Below are 19,058 nucleotides of genomic sequence, written 5' to 3'. Positions count from 1 at the left end.
AAGCTGGGGACCAGTAAGGAATACGCATAACAACGATGGCGATGAAAAAGTTGCTCATAGCGTCGCTGCTTCTAAGCAGCGCCACTGCATACGGTTCAGACGGATTCGTAGTTAAAGACATTCGTTTCGAAGGTCTACAACGCGTCGCCGTTGGTGCAGCATTATTGAACATGCCAGTTAGGGTTGGTGATTCGATTGATAACGACGATATCAGTCGTTCGATTCGTTCCCTATTTTCAACCGGTAACTTCGAAGATGTTAGGGTCCTGCGTGATGGAAACACGCTGATCGTTCAAGTTAAAGAGCGGCCAACCATCGCAAGCATTACGTTTACAGGTAATAAATCTGTTAAAGACGATATGCTCAAGCAGAACTTGGAGGCTTCAAATATTCGCGTGGGTGAGGCACTTGACCGCACCACGATTGCGAATATTGAAAAAGGCTTAGAAGACTTTTACTACAGTGTGGGTAAATACAACGCGACAGTGAAAGCCGTTGTGACACCATTACCGCGCAACCGTGTGGATTTAAAATTTGTATTCTCTGAAGGTGTTTCTGCACAAATTCAGCAGATTAATATCGTCGGTAACAAAAACTACACGACCGCAGAATTGGTTAACAAACTGCAATTACGTGATGATGTACCATGGTGGAACCTTGCTGCTGACCAAAAATATCAGAAGCAAAAACTGGCAGGTGACTTAGAAACCCTGCGTAGTTTCTACCTTGATCGCGGCTATGCACGTTTTAATATTGACTCAACACAAGTCAGTCTGACCCCAGACAAAAAAGGCATTTATATCACGATTAACATTACTGAAGGCGACCAGTATAAAATTTCTGGCGTTGAAATTAATGGTAATACGGCTGATCATTTAAATGAAATCAAAGAGCTTATCACGATCACTCCGGGTGAATTATACAACGGTGCTCAAGTGACACGAATGGAAAACCAGATCAAAGAACTGTTTGGTCGATACGGTTATGCCTATCCGCGTGTGATGACTCAGCCTGAAATTAACGATGCCGATAAAACCGTTAAATTGCATCTGAACATTGATGCAGGTAACCGTTTCTACGTGCGTGAAATTCGTTTCCAAGGTAATGACACCAGTAAAGATACCGTCCTGCGTCGTGAAATGCGCCAAATGGAAGGGGCATGGCTGGGTAATGATCTTGTTGAACTTGGTAAAGAACGTCTCAATCGTACAGGGTATTTTGAAACCGTCGATGTTGAAACTCAACGCGTACCGGGTAGTCCTGACCAAGTTGATGTTATCTATAAAGTTAAAGAACGTAATACGGGTTCAATGAACTTTGGTATCGGTTTTGGTACAGAAAGTGGTGTGAGCTTCCAAGTTGGTGTTACGCAAGATAACTGGTTAGGTACAGGTAACGCGGTAGGTATCAACGCGAGTAAAAATGACTATTCAACTAACGTTGAATTCTCCTTTACTGACCCTTACTTCACCGTTAACGGTGTGAGTTTGGGAGGGCGTGTTTTCTATAACGACTTTAGTGCGAAAGATGCTGACTTATCTGGCTATAACAACAAAACGTATGGCTTAGATAGCTTCTTAAGTTTCCCATTCAATGAAAATAACTCATTCCGTGTAGGGGCGGGTTATGTTCATAACAAATTGTCTGACATGCGTGCACAAGCTGCGATGTGGGATTACCTTGATTCTATGGGTAAAAACCCGCCAATCACAGAAAACGGTCGTAATAAAGAAAGCTTTGATGCCGATGACTTCACGCTTAACTTAGGTTGGACTTACAACTCATTAAACCGTGGTTTCTTCCCAACATCCGGTAACAAGACCAACGTATCAGGTAAAGTTACCATTCCAGGTTCGGATAACGAATACTATAAACTACGCTTTGATACAGCGCAGTACTATCCATTAGATGAAGATGAAACATGGGTTGTGCTGGGGCGTGCTCAAGCGGGTTATGGTGACGGTATTGGCAGCAAACAAATGCCATTCTACGAAAACTTCTATGCGGGTGGTTCTAGTACCATTCGTGGTTTCCGTTCGAACAATATCGGTCCGAAAGCGGTTTACTTGAAACGTATGAAGGATTCAGCTGGAAATTGGGTAAATGGTCCAGAGCCAGGAAGCCCATCAAGTGATGCTGTTGGTGGTAATGCCATGTATGCGGCATCATTTGAGTTAATTACCCCTACACCATTTATCGATGAGAAATACTCGAACTCTGTTCGTACTTCTCTATTCGTTGATGCGGGGACAGTATGGGATACAAATTGGAATAGCATTAACTCTGATTGGCGTAAAGGAATGCCTGACTACGGTAAGGCGACCAATGTTCGTGCTTCAGCAGGTGTTGCTTTACAATGGATGTCCCCACTTGGACCACTGGTCTTCTCTTATGCGCAGCCGATTAAGGACTACGAAGGGGATAAATCAGAACAGTTCCAATTTAATATTGGTAGAACGTGGTAATCTACTCCAGTTTCTATCTATGAAGGCTCCCATAATATTATGGGAGCAACCAAAATTTCCAACCATACATATGGGTTAAGGAGTTTAGTGTGAAAAAATTGTTGTGTGCAGCGGGTGTGAGTATTGCTTTAGCAATGTCTGCGGGGGCTTATGCTGAAAAAATCGCTATCGTAAATGTTGGTGAAATTTTCCAAAATATGCCAGCGCGTGAAGCCGTTGCTAAACAGCTTGAAAATGAATTCAAGAGCCGTGCGACTGAGTTGCAGAATATGGAAAAAGACCTGCAATCACGTGTAGAAAAACTGCGTCGTGATGGTGCAACTATGAAGCAAAGTGAACGCGAAAAGCTTGAATCTGAACTCATGACTAAACGTGACGCTTTTGCTGAAAAAGCTCAAAAATTTGAAGAAGACAATCGTCGTCGTCAAAGTGAAGAGCGTAATAAGATTTTAGCTCGTATTCAAGACTCTATTAAGTCTGTTGCCGCGAAAGAAGGCTATGATGTTGTTATCGATGCAAACGCAGTAGCGTATGCAAAAGATAGTGTTAACATCACCAGCCAGGTTCAAAAACAGGTTAAATAATAGATGTATTCAATTCGATTGGCTGATCTTGCTCAGCAGTTGAATGCACAATTACAGGGTGATGGCGATATCGTCATCACCGGTATTGCCCCCATGCATTCAGCGAATAATCAACAGATTACCTTTTTATCTGATAGCCGTTACAGTGATAAATTGGCTGATTGCCAAGCTGCCGCGGTAGTCCTCACAGCAAAAGATCTTAAAGCCTGCAAAGTTGCAGCACTGGTTGTTGATAACCCATATTTAGCTTATGCACGCATGGCGCAAATTATGGATACAACACCAAGCCCAGCGGAAGATATTCATCCTTCTGCTGTTATTGCAGATGATGCAACGCTTGGTAAGAATGTTGCAATTGGCGCAAATGCCGTTATCGAAAGTGGTGTTGTACTCGGGGATAACGTGGTGATTGGCGCTGGTTGCTTTGTGGGAAAAAATACGCGTATAGGTGCAGGAACCCGTTTATGGGCGAATGTCAGCGTGTATCACAATATCGAAATTGGTGAGCACTGTTTAATTCAATCTGGGACAGTGATCGGTTCAGATGGTTTCGGCTATGCAAATGATCGTGGCAATTGGATCAAAATTCCGCAATTAGGTTCGGTGATCATCGGTTCACGTGTTGAGATCGGCGCAAGTACAACGATTGATCGCGGTGCGTTAGATAACACGATCATTGGTGATGGTGTCATTATCGATAACCAGTGCCAAATTGCACATAATGTTATTATTGGTGATAATACCGCAGTTGCTGGCGGTGTGATTATGGCAGGCAGCTTAAAAATTGGTCGTTACTGTATGATTGGGGGCGCGAGCGTCATCAACGGTCATATGGAAATCTGCGATAAGGTTACAGTAACGGGGATGGGAATGGTCATGAGGCCTATCACTGAGCCGGGAGTTTATTCTTCAGGTATTCCTTTACAACCAAATAAAGTTTGGCGTAAAACAGCTGCTTTAGTCTTAAATATCAATGAGATGAATAAGAGACTGAAACATGTTGAGCGTGAATTAGATAGCCAAAATCAAAAAAAACAGTAATCATTTTGTAATTCAGGCTAAAATAGTTATCTGAGTTACGTTTTCCGGCCTGCCAGTTAACCTAATTTAAGGTTAAAGCAGGCCGATTCGTTAATAATAACCGTATTAATAAACAGGAAGAGTATTTCGATGAGTGATAATCATACTCTGAATATTGAAGAAATTTTAGAGCTCCTTCCGCACCGTTACCCGTTCCTTTTGGTTGACCGTGTTTTGGATTTTGAAGAAGGCAAATCTTTGCGTGCAGTTAAAAATGTTTCCTTCAATGAGCCATTTTTCCAAGGGCACTTCCCTGGTAAACCGATTTTTCCGGGTGTTTTAATTTTAGAAGCCATGGCGCAAGCAACGGGTATTCTTGCATTTAAAAGCGTTGGAAAATTAGAACCGGGTGAACTGTATTATTTTGCAGCGATAGACAATGCACGTTTCAAACGTCCTGTTCTGCCTGGAGACCAAATGGTCTTAGAAGTTGAATTTATCAAAGAACGTCGCGGAGTCGCACGTTTTAAAGGCGTTGCAAAAGTTGATGGAGAAGTGGCCTGCGAAGCAGAAATGATGTGCGCCCGTCGCCGTGAGGTCTGATATGATTGACAATACTGCCTATATCCATCCTTCATCCATAGTCGAAGATGGAGCGATTATTGGTGCCAATGTTCGTATTGGCCCTTTTTGTTATATTGGCGCGAATGTTGAAATTGGCGAAGGCACGGAGCTGAAATCCCACGTTGTCGTTAATGGCCATACTAAAATCGGTCGCGATAATGTCATTTTTCAGTTCGCTTCAATTGGCGAAATTAACCAAGACCTGAAATATCAAGGTGAACCAACTCGCGTTGAAATTGGCGATAGAAACCGCATCAGAGAAAGTGTCACAATCCACCGTGGTACGATCCAAGACGTAGGTTTAACAAAAGTGGGTGACGATAACCTATTGATGGTTAATGTGCATATTGCTCATGATTGTATCATCGGTAATCGTTGCATTATTGCAAATAACGGCACGCTTGGTGGTCATGTCACGTTAGGTGATTATGCCATTATTGGTGGTATGACAGCCGTTCATCAATTTTGTAAGATTGGTGCACATGTTATGGTTGGTGGTTGTTCTGGAGTTGCTCAAGACGTGCCACCATATGTTATTGCTCAAGGTAATCATGCAACGCCGTTTGGTTTAAACCTCGAAGGTTTAAAACGTCGTGGTTTTGAAAAAGAATCATTACATGCTATTCGTAATGCATACAAGACGTTATATCGTTCAGGTAAATCATTAGAAGAAGCACGTGAAGAAATTGCTGAAGCGGCAAAAGAGAATGAGCACGTTAAAGTGTTTAGTGATTTCTTGGAAGATTCCGCACAATCTAAACGTGGTATTATTCGCTAATCTCAGCGTATTGGGATTAGCGTGGCTTGGGGTTGTTGAACTTTGATGGTGAATTTTTGTTCGGATTAACGCCATGTTAGGTAAGGTGAGAGGTTCGCTGCCTAGCGAACTTGGCAAGGGCCTCTCAACGTAGCACTAAATGAGTGAAACGCGCTTTTATCGAACCCGTAGGGCAGCGTTTAAGCATCAAACTTCATTCAACTAATTGCCAGTCAGTTTGATTTTCACATTCATCAATTTTTCGGGTTTTTTGACCTTTTGGCTGTAAAATCAATAGAAAAGGTCAACAGCCCCTAGGCCTTTATTAAGGAGCGAATTTCGGTGATTAATAACCGCCCACTTACTATTGGCCTTGTTGCCGGAGAAACATCTGGTGATATCCTCGGGGCAGGGCTTATTCGTGCACTGAAACAGCAAGTACCGGATGCGCGTTTTGTTGGCGTCGCAGGTCCTCTGATGCAAGCCGAAGGTTGTGAGGCTTGGTACGAAATGGAAGAGTTAGCCGTAATGGGAATTGTGGAAGTCCTCGGGCGGTTGCCGCGTTTATTGTCCATTCGTAAAGATCTGACTGCGCGTTTTACACAGTTGCAACCCGATATTTTTGTTGGCATTGATGCGCCTGATTTCAATATTACCCTCGAAGGAAGCTTGAAAGCAAAAGGTATCAAAACCATTCATTACGTTAGCCCCTCTGTTTGGGCATGGCGGCAAAAACGGGTATTTAAAATCGGTCGTTCGACTAACCTAGTCTTAGCCTTTTTACCATTTGAAAAAGCGTTTTATGACCGTTTTGATGTGCCTTGCCGCTTTATTGGTCATACCATGGCGGATGCTATCCCTTTACATCCTGATAAACTTGCTGCGCGAGCACGGCTGGGTATTCCGGACAATGTAAAATGCCTCGCATTGTTACCAGGAAGCCGCCACTCCGAAGTGGAAATGTTGAGTGCTGACTTTTTACTCACGGCGCAGATACTCCAACAACATTTTCCTGATTTGCATATCTTGGTGCCGTTGGTTAATGAAAAACGCCGTCAGCAATTTGATACGATAAAAGCGACTGCTGCCCCCGAGTTATCAGTGCATATTCTAGATGGCCAAGCTCGTGATGCGATGATTGCCGCAGATGCGACATTGTTAGCATCGGGAACTGCCGCACTTGAATGTATGCTGACTAAATGTCCGATGGTGGTCGGTTATCGCATGAAACCGTTCACATTCTGGTTAGCGAAGCGCTTAGTCAAAACACCTTATGTTTCCTTGCCGAATCTGCTTGCTGAAAAAGAAATTGTCAAAGAATTACTGCAAGAAGAGTGTCAGCCAGAAAAACTGGCGCAAGAACTTCTTCCATTATTGGAAGGGGGCGAACAGGTTGAACAACTAAAAGAAACTTTTTTACAATTGCATCAATTGATCCGTTGTGATGCAGATAAACAAGCTGCGCAAGCAGTACTCGATCTGGTTAGAAGTTAATGGAATTTATATATCCCAAAGCCAATTTAATTGCTGGCGTTGATGAAGTCGGACGCGGGCCATTAGTCGGTGCAGTAGTGACTGCCGCAGTGATCCTAGACCCTAATAACCCTATTGCTGGGCTTACAGACTCAAAAAAACTCACAGAAAAAAAACGTGAGAAGCTGTTCGAAGAAATTAAAGAAAAAGCCTTGTGTTGGTGTATTGGGCGTGCAGAACCCGAAGAAATTGATAAAATAAACATACTACATGCGACAATGTTAGCTATGCAGCGTGCAGTTGCAGGGCTATCTATTGCGCCTGAGTTTGTTTTAATTGACGGCAATCGCTGTCCTGAATTGCCAATGCCTTCACAGGCGGTGGTCAAAGGTGATAGCTTGGTGCAAGAAATTAGCGCTGCATCCATTTTAGCGAAAGTGGTTCGGGATAGAGAGATGGTTGAACTGGATAAAGCATTTCCAGAATATGGTTTTGCAAAACATAAAGGTTACCCAACCGCTTATCACTTAGAAAAATTGGCGCAGTATGGTGCAACCGAATTCCATCGTAAAAGCTTTGCTCCGGTGAGACGAGCTTTAGACAGTCAAAAATAGGTATTCAGTCGATGGCATCTCCTCGTTTTATTCATTTGCGTGTGCATAGTGACTACTCCATGGTTGATGGACTTGCTAAAACGGGTCCATTGGTCAAAAAAGTGGCCGCGATGGGCATGCCCGCGTTTGCAATTACCGATTTTACTAACTTGTGTGGGTTAGTGAGGTTCTATGGCGCTGCTCATAGTGCAGGGATCAAGCCAATTATTGGTGCTGATTTTTATGTGGAAAGTGAATTGTTGGGTGATGAAATCTCTCATCTAACCATTCTCGCACGGAATAATGAAGGGTATCAAAATCTCACGCTTCTCATCTCTGAAGCTTACTTGAAAGGTTATGGTGCGATCGGGCCAACGATTAAACGGGAGTGGTTGGCGAAGTACAAAGATGGTCTTATTTTACTCTCTGGCGGGCGCAAAGGAGATGTGGGTCAATGCTTGTTACGAGGTAATCAAGCCCTTGTTGATGAGTGCCTTGAGTTTTATCAAACGCATTTTCCCGGTTGCTACTACCTTGAATTAGTGAGAACAGGTCGCCCTGATGAAGAAAGTTATCTCCATGCTGCTGTCGAATTGGCAACGAAAAAAGGCTTGCCTGTCGTCGCCACGAATGATGTGTGTTTTATTGAAAGTAGTGACTTTGATGCTCATGAAATTCGCGTTGCGATCCACGATGGCTTCACATTAGCCGATCCTAAAAGACCGAAAAATTATAGCCCTCAGCAATACTTACGTACTGAAGCGGAAATGTGCGAGCTTTTTGCTGACATTCCTGAAGCATTAGAAAACAGTGTAGAGATTGCTAAGCGTTGTAATGTCACTATCCGTCTTGGTGAATATTTCTTACCGCAATTCCCGACAGGGGATATGAAAACCGAAGATTTTTTGGTCATGCGGTCAAAAGAAGGGCTCGAAGAACGCCTTAAGTTTTTATTTCCTGATGAAAAAATACGGGCTGAAAGGCGACCTGAATACGATGAGCGTCTGGAAGTTGAACTCAACGTTATTAACCAAATGGGGTTTCCTGGTTACTTCCTGATCGTGATGGAATTTATCCAATGGTCAAAAGATAATGGTGTGCCAGTTGGGCCGGGAAGGGGGTCTGGCGCAGGGTCATTAGTGGCTTATGCGCTTAAAATTACCGACCTTGACCCATTAGAGTTCGACTTGCTATTTGAGCGTTTTTTAAACCCAGAACGGGTCTCAATGCCGGACTTTGACGTCGACTTCTGCATGGAAAAGCGTGACCAAGTTATTGATCACGTGGCACAGATGTACGGTCGTGATGCGGTATCACAAATTATCACCTTTGGTACGATGGCAGCGAAAGCGGTTATTCGTGACGTAGGCCGTGTTCTCGGTCACCCTTATGGCTTTGTGGATAGAATTTCTAAACTGATCCCACCTGATCCGGGGATGACATTAGAAAAAGCGTTTGAAGCCGAACCTCAGTTGCCTGAAATTTACGAAGCGGATGAAGAAGTCAAAGCGCTGATTGATATGGCGCGCAAACTTGAAGGGGTGACTCGAAACGCGGGTAAACACGCAGGTGGTGTGGTTATTGCACCAACTAAAATTACCGATTTTGCTCCGTTGTATTGTGATGCGGAAGGGAATAACCCTGTTACGCAATTCGATAAAAATGACGTTGAATATGCTGGGTTGGTAAAATTTGACTTCCTAGGTTTACGGACATTAACTATCATCAATTGGGCGTTAGAAATGATCAACGCCCGCCGTGCCAAGAAAAATCTAGAACCGATTGATATTGCAGCTATTCCGTTACACGATCAAAAAAGTTTCGATATGCTGCAACGCTCTGAAACCACGGCGGTATTCCAATTAGAATCCCGTGGTATGAAGGATTTGATTAAGCGGTTACGCCCTGACTGCTTCGAGGATATGATCGCATTAGTGGCGTTATTCCGCCCGGGTCCACTGCAATCAGGCATGGTAGATAACTTTATCGACCGTAAACATGGTCGTGAAGAGATTTCCTACCCTGATGTGCAATGGCAACACGAATCGTTAAAACCTGTTCTTGAGCCAACTTATGGTATTATTTTATACCAAGAACAGGTTATGCAGATTGCACAGGTTCTAGCGGGCTATACCCTCGGTGGTGCAGATATGCTACGCCGTGCAATGGGTAAAAAGAAACCGGAAGAAATGGCGAAGCAGCGCTCTGTTTTTGAAGAAGGCGCGATCAAAAACGGCATTGATGGTGAGTTGTCGATGAAAATCTTTGACTTGGTAGAGAAATTTGCCGGTTATGGGTTTAACAAATCACACTCCGCAGCGTATGCATTGGTTTCTTACCAAACCCTGTGGTTAAAAGCCCATTACCCTGCTGAATTTATGGCGGCGGTAATGACCGCGGATATGGATAATACTGAAAAAGTCGTTGGTTTAGTTGACGAATGCTGGCGAATGGGCTTAAAAGTATTACCGCCAGATATCAATAGCGGACTTTATCACTTCCATGTGAATGATGAAGGTGAGATAGTTTATGGTATTGGCGCAATCAAAGGGGTTGGTGAAGGTCCGATTGAAGCGATAGTGGAAGCTCGCCAACAAGGTGGGATTTTCAAAGAAATTTTCGACCTTTGCGCCCGTGTTGATATTAAAAAAATTAACCGCCGTGTGATGGAAAAACTGATCATGGCGGGGGCGTTTGACAGACTAGGTCCTCATCGTGCGGCCTTGATGTCTTCCCTTGAGGATGCATTAAAAGCCGCTGATCAACATGCGAAAGCCGAAGCCATTGGCCAAGCTGATATGTTTGGCGTATTGGCTGAAGCCCCTGAACAGGTGGAAAGCTCATATGCCAGTGTACCTAAATGGCCTGAGCAAGTGGTCTTGGATGGCGAGCGAGAAACCCTTGGGTTATATTTAACGGGGCATCCAATAACACGATACTTGAGCGAAATAGAGCGCTATACTAACGGCCTTAGGTTAAAAGATGTGAACCCAACCCCTCGTGGTCAGGTGACAACTGTGGTAGGTTTAGTACTATCAGCTAAAGTGATTACAACCAAGCGTGGCAATCGAATTGGTATTTGTACGCTTGATGATCGTTCCGGTCGTCTGGATATTATGTTATTTTCAGATGCACTCGATAAATACCAACATATGTTGGAAAAAGACAATATCCTGATAGCCACCGGTCAGGTCAGCTTTGATGATTTCAATGGTGGTAATAAAATGACAGTGCGTGAGTTAATGGATATTAGTGAAGCAAGGGAAAAATATGCGCGTGGACTCGCGATTTCACTGTCAGATAAACAAATTAACGATCAATTACTGAACCGGCTACGCAGTACGCTTGAACCTCATCGTTCAGGTACTATCCCGGTTCATCTGTATTACCAGAAGGATGATGCCAGAGCCAAGCTTAAATTTGGCGTTGTTTGGCGTGTGACACCCGTGGATCCCCTTCTGAACGATCTTCGAACTCTGCTGGGTAGTGAGCAGGTAGAATTAGAATTTGACTAAAATAGGAATATTATGAGTCTGGATTTTCTTGATTTTGAACAGCCAATTGCGGAATTAGAGGCAAAAATTGATTCTCTAAAAGCCGTTAGCCGTCAAGATAACAACTTAGAAGTCAACCTAGATGAAGAGGTTGCTCGTTTACGTGAAAAAAGTGTTGAATTGACACGTAAAATTTTCTCTGATCTGGGGGCTTGGCAAATTGCTAAACTTGCTCGTCATCCACGCCGTCCATATACATTGGACTATATCTCTCGCATTTTCACGGACTTCCAAGAATTAGCAGGTGACCGTGCTTATGCTGATGATAAAGCTATCGTAGGTGGTTTGGCTCGTTTAGATGGTCGTCCAGTGATGGTTATAGGGCACCAAAAAGGGCGTGAAACGAAAGAAAAAATCCGTCGTAATTTTGGTATGCCAGCCCCAGAAGGTTACCGCAAGGCGTTACGCTTGATGGAATTGGCTGAGCGTTTTAACCTACCTATTATCACTTTTATTGATACCCCAGGCGCATACCCAGGTGTCGGGGCAGAAGAACGTGGTCAATCAGAAGCGATTGCACGTAATTTACGTGAGATGTCACGTTTATCTGTTCCTGTCATTTGTACTGTTATTGGTGAAGGCGGTTCTGGTGGTGCATTAGCCATTGGTGTTGGTGATAAAGTGAATATGTTGCAATACAGCACCTATTCAGTTATTTCACCAGAAGGTTGTGCATCCATTCTATGGAAAAGTGCAGACAAAGCACCATTAGCGGCTGAAGCGATGGGGATTACTGCTCCACGCTTAAAAGAGTTAAAACTGATTGATAACGTGATTTCTGAGCCTTTAGGTGGTGCACATCGTAACTACGATGAAGTTGCAGCGTATCTAAAAGCGCGTATTACTGAAGACCTTAACGAGTTGGAAGCTTTAGATGCTGAAGCATTAAAAAACCGTCGTTATCAGCGTCTGATGGAATATGGTTATTGCTAATTGTTAGTGATCCGCCAATTTGATAAAACGGGAGTTTGCTTTTGCCAGCTCCCGTTTTTTATTGGAAATGATCAATTCTCATCTGCAAACAAAAAAGGTAAGAAAGTGCGCCAATATAATTATTTAATCTATGCCTTTTCTTGCGTGTTGATTTGGAGTTTTATCCCGATTGTTTCACGCTTTGGGCAAAATGGAATGGATAGTTTCCAATTTTTATTTTGGTCAAACCTTATTTCAGCAATCGCCGTTATTAGTGTGGCATTAGCATCAGGCTATAAGCCTACCAAATTGTTTATCTTGCCTCGCAAAATGCTTGCCAGAGTCTTTGTGCTCGGTTTTCTTGATTGTTTGTTCTATTTACTATTGTACTACGGTTACTCCATCGAAAATGGTATTGCCGTATTGGTGATCCAATATAGCTGGCCGCTAATTATTATTCTTTTATCAGTGATATTATTGAAAGATAAGCTAGCAATGAAGCAAGTCTTTGGGGTGTTAATTGGTTTTATTGCCGTTATCATTACGTTTACGAAAGGGCAAATTACGCAGTTGCATGTGGACCATCCAGTGGCCTTATTATTAGTGTTTAGTGGTGCATTTTGCTTTGCTTTAATGTCGGTATTTTCGCGCCAGTATTCCATTGACCCTTATATAAGTACGGTTTGGTTATTTATATTTTCGACGTTGACTTCACTGGTTTTACTGTTGTCGTTGAGTGAAATACAATTGCCATCTCAAGCCGCATTTTGGCCGACACTGATTAATGGTGTGTTAATTAACGGTGTATCATATATTTTGTGGTTTAAAGCAATGAATACAGGAAACTCGACAAAAATTGCCTCAGTGGTATTTTTATCACCCGTGTTATCTGTGTTGTGGCTAGTTTTACTTTTAAGTGACCCATTTGAACTAGCTTATATCATAGGGGTCGTATTAGTGATTATTTCTGGCGTTTTATGCGTTGGTGCAAAACGGCGTAACTAACAATAGTCAAAAGGGTGAGCGAATGGTATCTCAATCAGCCATGATCATCGAACGAGTACGGGAAAAAATAGCCGATCACAAAAAAATACTCGTAGGGTTCAGTGGAGGGATTGATTCAACAGTGTTGTTGCATGCCCTTTATCTGATCAAAAAGGAGCATGATCCGGCATTAATTATTCGTGCTATCCATGTTCATCATGGCTTGAACGCCAAGGCAAATGCTTGGCAGCAACATTGTGCACAGCTATGCCAACAATGGGAAATCCCTTTTATCTGCCGTCATGTTTTCGTAGACCCCAGTGAAAAAGGGATTGAGGCGGCTGCACGGGATGCCCGATATCAAGCGTATCGTGAGGTCATTGAAGTGAATGAAGTCTTAGTGACGGCTCAACACCTTGACGATCAGGCGGAAACATTCTTACTAGCCTTGAAGCGCGGAAGTGGTCCTGCAGGGTTATCATCCATGCCAGGATCCCTCTCTTTTGTCACAAAGCAAGGTCAAACTCAATTATTGCGTCCATTATTAACTATCCCCCGCGTTGATTTAGAAACTTATATGCAAGAGCAGCAATTACCGTGGGTGGAAGATGATAGTAATCAAGATGATCGTTATGATCGCAATTTCCTTCGGTTACACATTTTACCGCGCTTAACAGCGCGCTGGCCGCATATTTCTCATGCCATTGCTCGGAGTGCGTCACTGTGTGCCGAGCAAGAATCCTTACTGGATGAATTATTGCAAGAAACGCTTGAAGGCATGATGGACTATCGAGGTGGTTTATTTATTGATGAGCTACAGAACTGCTCTTTGGCGAAACGTAATGCATTGATACGCCGTTGGGTTGGACTACATCAACTTCCAATGCCACCATTTAATCAGTTAGAACGTATCTGGCATGAAGTTGCGCTTGCTCGGCAGGATGCTGAACCTGTTTGTCGCTTAGGTGCTGTTGAAATTCGTCGTTACCAAGGGGCATTGTGGGTGGTTCAACGTATTGCAAACTTGGCTGGACAGCAATATACATGGTCATATCCAGCTTCCTTTGAACTGCCTGAATCACTTGGAATATTGCAGATTATGGAAGGGCAGGGGCAAATTCGCCCTCCAGAGCCTTGTGAGAGCGTAACGGTGCGCTTTGGTTTACAAGGAACTCTCAATATTGTAGGTCGCCACCGTTCAAGAAGCAGTAAAAAAATTTGGCAAGAGCTCGGCGTAGCACCGTGGATGCGAGAGCGTATTCCGCTGATTTATTATAATGACCAACTGATTACGGCGGTGGGGTGCTTTATTACCCCAGAAGGCTTAGTTGGCGATGGATTGTTGGGTATTGCGATAGATTGGCAAAAAAAGAACGAATTTCAGCTCGCGTTATAATAAGAAACCCCTTATGACTGTGACTATCATAAGGGGCAAGAAGAACTCAAATTGTGAGTGTTAGTGAGAGTGGTCGATAACTATCGTACCGATTTCTGGATGACTGAAGGAATTAATGTAATCCAACCTTAGCTCCTTTGTGCCTTCATGTGTTTCAACAATCAGGTACTCGACTTTTTTTCGTAGAAGCAAATCACTGGCTTGTCCTTCAATATTCTCGCCGTCATTAAGTTTTATCTGCAACTTCAGCTGACGTTGGCATGCAATTTCTAGATATTCGTAATCATCACAATTGATAGGTTGATATTCAGTATCTGTAGACATATTCCTTCACCACTGTGTTAGTGGCGGTTATTGCCGCCTTGAACATGTTGTACCAAGCAAAAAAATGCTTAGTCCGATAATAGCACAGTAATTTTAATAACTATAATCGCTACTTGATGAAAAAGACAATTCTTATTCATCAAGCTAATGCGTGATATTTTTTATCAGTTATGTCCGAATTATCTGACTCTTTTCATTTTTTTATGGCTTGAGGTGCTATGATGTTTCATATTGGTAAACAAGTTAAAAACAAATGATTTCAAGGGAATTATCATGAAAAAATCACTATTGTTAGTCTTAATAGCGGCTGGTACGGTGACATTAGCAGGCTGTCAAAGTGGTGCACGAAATACCAATGTAGTGCCTGTTGATCAGGTTTACACAGGGGTATTGCCTTGTGCTGATTGCTCAGGCATTGAAGCAACTTTGTTAGTTAACCAAGATGGCAGTTATGTTGAGCAACTGATTTATTTGGGAACAAAAGACGGCAACAGTGGTTTCCATGAAGCTGGCAAATGGAGTCTTGAAGGTAACAAACTGCGCACCACCAATCCGAAAGGTGAGAATACCTTTTTTGCTAAAGCCGATAATGGTGAGTCCGTCACCTTGCTGGATTTAGAAGGCAACCCAATTGAGACGGAACTCAACTATACGTTAAACCGTGTTCAGCCAAGTAAAAAAATAGGGCAATATCGCTATATGGCAGATGCTGCTGTATTTAAAGAATGCAGTACGGGACGTCAGTATGCGGCTTCAGGAATTGAATTAGAAAAAGCCTATAGTGAAACAGGCGTTGAAGCTGGAACACCAGTTTACGTAGAGGTTGAAGGTTATTATACCGTTCGTCCATCAATGGAAGACGGCCAATTTGACTCTGCATTAGTGCAAACAGGTCAAATCAAATTTGATAAAAATGCGTCTTGTAACTAATCTGAACTGAATTTTTATTTGAAAGCCCAATAGAAATATTGGGCTTCTTTTATTTAACTTCTTCAAATATCAATAAAAACAGCCCATACCTTACGCTTTTTTCCACATCTCATCCTTCTTGATATCAATATTACTTTTTTATTGTCGCAAAATATTTGTAGGTTTTGTGAAGGCTGTCATAGGGATTGGTCAATGACAGACAATTAGTGCTAACTATGAAATATCGCAAACTAAGGGAAGTCCGTATACTGCATTCAGCTAGAAATAATTTGAATTTTTAGTTCGTCCACTCAAAAAAAACCGCAAGTCTGTAACAAAATTTATAAATTACGGCGGTAATCAAAAAATAGAACGCAGCAAAGGATAAGGAATGAAGAAAAAAAATATCTATTTATTTTGTTCTGCGGGTATGTCTACCTCGCTGTTAGTGAACAAAATGAGGCAGCAGGCAGAAAAATATGATGTACCAGTCAACATTGAAGCCTTTCCCGAAAGTTTAGTGAGTGAAAAAGGCATTGATGCAGATTTGGTTTTACTTGGTCCCCAAATTGCTTGGATGTTAACGGATATTCAAAAAGTATTACCCAATAAACCTGTCGAAGTTATTGATTCATTGCTGTACGGCAAAGTTGATGGGCTTGGGGTATTAAAAGCAGCCGTTGCAAGCATAAAAAAACAAACAGCAAATTAAAATCAGAGAGTTACCTCTACTACATAATAACTCCATCAACCTTAGTGCTATTTACTGCGGATTAGCCTAATCAGAATGGAGCACACTCAAAAAATCGAGGGTATTTTTATGAGTCTTGTTATCACTTCGCTTGAAAAGGTACTCCTTCCCTTTGCGGTTAGATTGGGAAAGCAACCTCATGTTAATGCAATAAAGAATGGTTTTATTCGTATTATGCCACTGACGTTAGTTGGGGCTATGTTTGTACTGATTAATAATGTGTTTTTAAGTTTTGATACTGGCTCGTTCTTTTACTCATTGGGCGTGAGATTAGAACCGTCGACCATAGAAACATTAAATGGATTTAAAGCAATAGGGGGAAATGTTTATAACGGAACACTGGGTATTATGTCCCTAATGGCTCCCTTTTTTATTGCAATGGCACTAGCAGAAGAGCGAAAAGTTGACCCATTAGCCGCAGGTTTGCTGGCAGTCGCTTCATTTATGACGGTCACGCCTTATGAAGTGAATGGCGCATACGCGGTTGGGGCAAATTGGTTGGGCGGCGCAAATATTATTTCAGGCATTATTTTAGGGTTAATTGTCGCCGAATTGTTTGCATTTATTGTACGTCGCAACTGGGTAATTAAGTTGCCTGAAAGCGTACCACCATCGGTTTCTCGTTCATTCTCTGCACTAATCCCGGGTTTTATTATCTTGTCTATCATGGGGATTGTGTCTTGGGCGCTTTCTAGTGGTATTAGCACTAACTTCCATCAGATTATTATGGATACCGTGTCGACACCACTTGCATCAATGGGGAACATCGTGGGATGGGCCTATGTGGTATTTACGTCGTTACTGTGGTTCTTTGGTATTCATGGTTCATTAGCACTGACTGCCTTAGATAGCGGTATTATGACGCCGTGGGCATTAGAAAACGTCTCATTATATGCAGAATATGGTTCTGTGGATGCGGCAATTGCTGCTGGGAAGTCTTTCCACATGTGGGCAAAACCAATGCTTGACTCCTACGTGTTCTTAGGGGGAACAGGGGCAACATTAGGGCTGATTATTGCTATCTTTATTGCCTCACGTCGTGCGGATCACCGCCAAGTTGCGAAATTAGCGTTACCAGCAGGTATTTTCCAAATTAACGAACCGATTATTTTTGGATTACCTATCATTATGAACCCAGTTATGTTTATTCCTTTTATTCTTATTCAACCTTTATTGGCGGGAATAATGGTAGCTGCGTATTCTTTAGGGATTATCCCTCCAGTGACAAATATTGCACCGTGGACAATGCCGACAGGTTTAGCCGCCTTCTTTAACACTAACGGAAGTATTGCCGCTTTACTGCTTGCTTTATTTAACCTTGGTGTTGCTGTTCTGGTTTATCTACCATTTGTGGTGATTTCGAACAAAGCCCAAAATAAGATAGATGAAGAAGAAAGTGAAGAAGACATTGCGAATGCACTGAAGTTTTAAAAAATGGAGGAGCTTGCTCCTCCCACTTTAGTAGAGATAAAAGTATGTTTGAACTCGATGATATTCAAGAAGATGCCGCTAACGAATTAGAAGAAGTCGTCATGGGCTTAATCATTAATGCGGGACAAGCGAGAAGTTTAGCCTACACCGCATTAAGAAAAGCAAAAGAGGGTGACTTCACAACAGCCAAAAGTTTAATGGAACAATCTCACTCTGCTTTGAATGAGGCCCACAAAGTACAAACTCAACTGATTGAAAGCGATATGGGAGAGGGGCGAATTAAAGTGAGTTTAGTGCTTGTTCACGCACAAGATCATTTAATGAATGCCATGTTAGCTCGCGAACTTATTACAGAATTAATTGAGCTACATGAAAAGTTAAACCATTAAAAGGGGATAATGATGCAGACACTGATGAATAAAACCGACACTAATGCTGAAATTAAATTAGTTCAGGAAAGTGAACTGTTTAACAATAAAACCTTTCATGTCTTTATTTATAATAAAGTTGAGAGTGCAAGTGGACTGCATCAACATGACTATTATGAATATACCATTGTATTAACGGGACGCTGTTACCAAATCATTAATGGAAAAAAAATACTACTAGAACGCGGCGATTTCGTTTTCTTACCTATCGGCTCGCATCATGAAAGTGCTTATGACTTTGGACCAACACGAATATTGAATGTTGGAATTAGCAAATCATTTTTTGATAAACATTATTTGCCATTATTACCAAGTTGTTTTGTTGCTTCGCAAAGCTATCAATTAAAAAATGAATTTATGGCTTATATTGAATCTGTTATTGCCTCCTTAAATTTCAGAGACAGCGAGTTTAATGAGTTTATCGAATTAGTTACCTTTAATGTGGTTAATCGCTTACGTCATTTCCGTGAAAAGAGTTTACAAGATGATGCGCCTCAATGGTTAAAGAACACACTGGAAGAGATGCATGATATAGCGATGTTCGGTGAGAGTGCTTTACAAAATATGATCTCTATGACGGGAAAATCTCAAGAGTATTTAACAAGGGCGACAAAGCGTTTTTATGGCAAAACACCAATGCAAATAATTAACGATATCAGAATTAATTTTGCCAAAAAACAATTGGAAATTACCAACTATTCAATTACAGATATTGCATTTGAATCTGGTTACAGTAGCCCAAGTTTATTTGTGAAAAAATTTAAAGAGTCAACATCATTAACTCCGAGTGACTATCGGAAAAATTTATTTAGTATTGAGCAAAAAATGGTGGGTTAATTTATATTAATTAAAT

The 19,058-nt window shown here is 42.1% G+C and carries 17 protein-coding genes; 16 read left to right on the top strand and 1 reads right to left on the bottom strand.

All coding sequences use genetic code 11. From position 1 onward, the window contains the following. Window positions 1–35: 35 nt before the first annotated feature. The 11 genes from bamA to tilS all read left to right on the top strand — a co-directional run bounded on the left by bamA (window position 36) and on the right by tilS (window position 14,362). A complete protein-coding gene (bamA, locus tag AB6N04_RS11755) occupies window positions 36–2,465 on the top strand; it encodes an outer membrane protein assembly factor BamA (protein ID WP_369308475.1) in 2,430 nt (809 codons plus the stop codon). An 89-nt stretch (window positions 2,466–2,554) separates the two neighbouring features. After that, window positions 2,555–3,049, top strand: a complete 495-nt coding sequence (gene skp, locus AB6N04_RS11750) for a molecular chaperone Skp (RefSeq protein ID WP_369308474.1) — start codon at window positions 2,555–2,557, stop codon at window positions 3,047–3,049. A 3-nt stretch (window positions 3,050–3,052) separates the two neighbouring features. Further along, window positions 3,053–4,090: a UDP-3-O-(3-hydroxymyristoyl)glucosamine N-acyltransferase gene (lpxD, locus tag AB6N04_RS11745; protein ID WP_369308473.1), complete on the top strand. Its 1,038-nt coding sequence runs from the start codon at window positions 3,053–3,055 to the stop codon at window positions 4,088–4,090. Between the two features lie 129 nt (window positions 4,091–4,219). Continuing rightward, entirely contained in the window at window positions 4,220–4,672 is a 453-nt protein-coding gene (fabZ, locus tag AB6N04_RS11740; RefSeq protein WP_047756012.1) for a 3-hydroxyacyl-ACP dehydratase FabZ, read from the top strand. A 1-nt stretch (window position 4,673) separates the two neighbouring features. Continuing rightward, window positions 4,674–5,471, top strand: coding sequence for an acyl-ACP--UDP-N-acetylglucosamine O-acyltransferase (gene lpxA / locus AB6N04_RS11735; RefSeq protein WP_369308472.1), 798 nt, complete (start codon window positions 4,674–4,676; stop codon window positions 5,469–5,471). Between the two features lie 324 nt (window positions 5,472–5,795). Then, on the top strand, window positions 5,796–6,944 hold the full coding sequence (lpxB, locus tag AB6N04_RS11730) for a lipid-A-disaccharide synthase (protein ID WP_369312091.1): 1,149 nt from the start codon (window positions 5,796–5,798) through the stop codon (window positions 6,942–6,944). Further along, window positions 6,944–7,537, top strand: coding sequence for a ribonuclease HII (gene rnhB / locus AB6N04_RS11725; protein WP_369308471.1), 594 nt, complete (start codon window positions 6,944–6,946; stop codon window positions 7,535–7,537). Before lpxB ends, rnhB begins: the two co-directional genes overlap by 1 nt. Window positions 7,538–7,548: 11 nt before the next feature. Further along, entirely contained in the window at window positions 7,549–11,031 is a 3,483-nt protein-coding gene (dnaE, locus tag AB6N04_RS11720; protein WP_369308470.1) for a DNA polymerase III subunit alpha, read from the top strand. A gap of 12 nt (window positions 11,032–11,043) precedes the next feature. Continuing rightward, window positions 11,044–12,003, top strand: coding sequence for an acetyl-CoA carboxylase carboxyl transferase subunit alpha (gene accA / locus AB6N04_RS11715; protein ID WP_369308469.1), 960 nt, complete (start codon window positions 11,044–11,046; stop codon window positions 12,001–12,003). 105 nt (window positions 12,004–12,108) lie between these two features. After that, window positions 12,109–12,987 (top strand): DMT family transporter, encoded by an 879-nt coding sequence (locus AB6N04_RS11710; protein ID WP_369308468.1) that lies wholly within the window; start codon window positions 12,109–12,111, stop codon window positions 12,985–12,987. A gap of 22 nt (window positions 12,988–13,009) precedes the next feature. Continuing rightward, on the top strand, window positions 13,010–14,362 hold the full coding sequence (tilS, locus tag AB6N04_RS11705; protein ID WP_369308467.1) for a tRNA lysidine(34) synthetase TilS: 1,353 nt from the start codon (window positions 13,010–13,012) through the stop codon (window positions 14,360–14,362). A 60-nt stretch (window positions 14,363–14,422) separates the two neighbouring features. On the opposite strand, the gene rof is transcribed toward tilS, so the two are convergent. Next, window positions 14,423–14,686, bottom strand: a complete 264-nt coding sequence (rof, locus tag AB6N04_RS11700; RefSeq protein ID WP_369308466.1) for a Rho-binding antiterminator — start codon at window positions 14,684–14,686, stop codon at window positions 14,423–14,425. 273 nt (window positions 14,687–14,959) lie between these two features. Here rof and nlpE point away from each other — a divergent pair, with 273 nt between their 5' ends. The 5 genes from nlpE (at window position 14,960) to chbR (ending at window position 19,042) form a co-directional block, all read left to right on the top strand. Beyond that, window positions 14,960–15,616, top strand: a complete 657-nt coding sequence (nlpE, locus tag AB6N04_RS11695; protein ID WP_369308465.1) for an envelope stress response activation lipoprotein NlpE — start codon at window positions 14,960–14,962, stop codon at window positions 15,614–15,616. Window positions 15,617–15,986: 370 nt separating this feature from the next. Next, window positions 15,987–16,307 carry a PTS sugar transporter subunit IIB gene (locus tag AB6N04_RS11690; protein WP_369308464.1) on the top strand — a complete coding sequence of 107 codons (321 nt, stop codon included), beginning with the start codon at window positions 15,987–15,989 and terminating at the stop codon, window positions 16,305–16,307. A 108-nt stretch (window positions 16,308–16,415) separates the two neighbouring features. Beyond that, window positions 16,416–17,777 (top strand): PTS N,N'-diacetylchitobiose transporter subunit IIC, encoded by a 1,362-nt coding sequence (chbC, locus tag AB6N04_RS11685; RefSeq protein WP_369308463.1) that lies wholly within the window; start codon window positions 16,416–16,418, stop codon window positions 17,775–17,777. 44 nt (window positions 17,778–17,821) lie between these two features. Beyond that, window positions 17,822–18,166, top strand: a complete 345-nt coding sequence (chbA, locus tag AB6N04_RS11680; protein ID WP_369308462.1) for a PTS N,N'-diacetylchitobiose transporter subunit IIA — start codon at window positions 17,822–17,824, stop codon at window positions 18,164–18,166. 9 nt (window positions 18,167–18,175) lie between these two features. Continuing rightward, the gene (chbR, locus tag AB6N04_RS11675) at window positions 18,176–19,042 is read left to right on the top strand and encodes a transcriptional regulator ChbR (protein ID WP_369308461.1); all 867 of its coding nucleotides are present in this window, start codon (window positions 18,176–18,178) and stop codon (window positions 19,040–19,042) included. The last annotated feature ends 16 nt before the right edge of the window (window positions 19,043–19,058 follow it).

Origin of the sequence: Providencia rettgeri (genome assembly GCF_041075285.1) — a bacterium.
Taxonomy (GTDB): Bacteria; Pseudomonadota; Gammaproteobacteria; order Enterobacterales; family Enterobacteriaceae; genus Providencia; species Providencia rettgeri_G.
The sequence above is the reverse complement of the archived record's forward strand: the minus strand, read 5'-3'. Positions and strand labels throughout refer to the sequence as shown.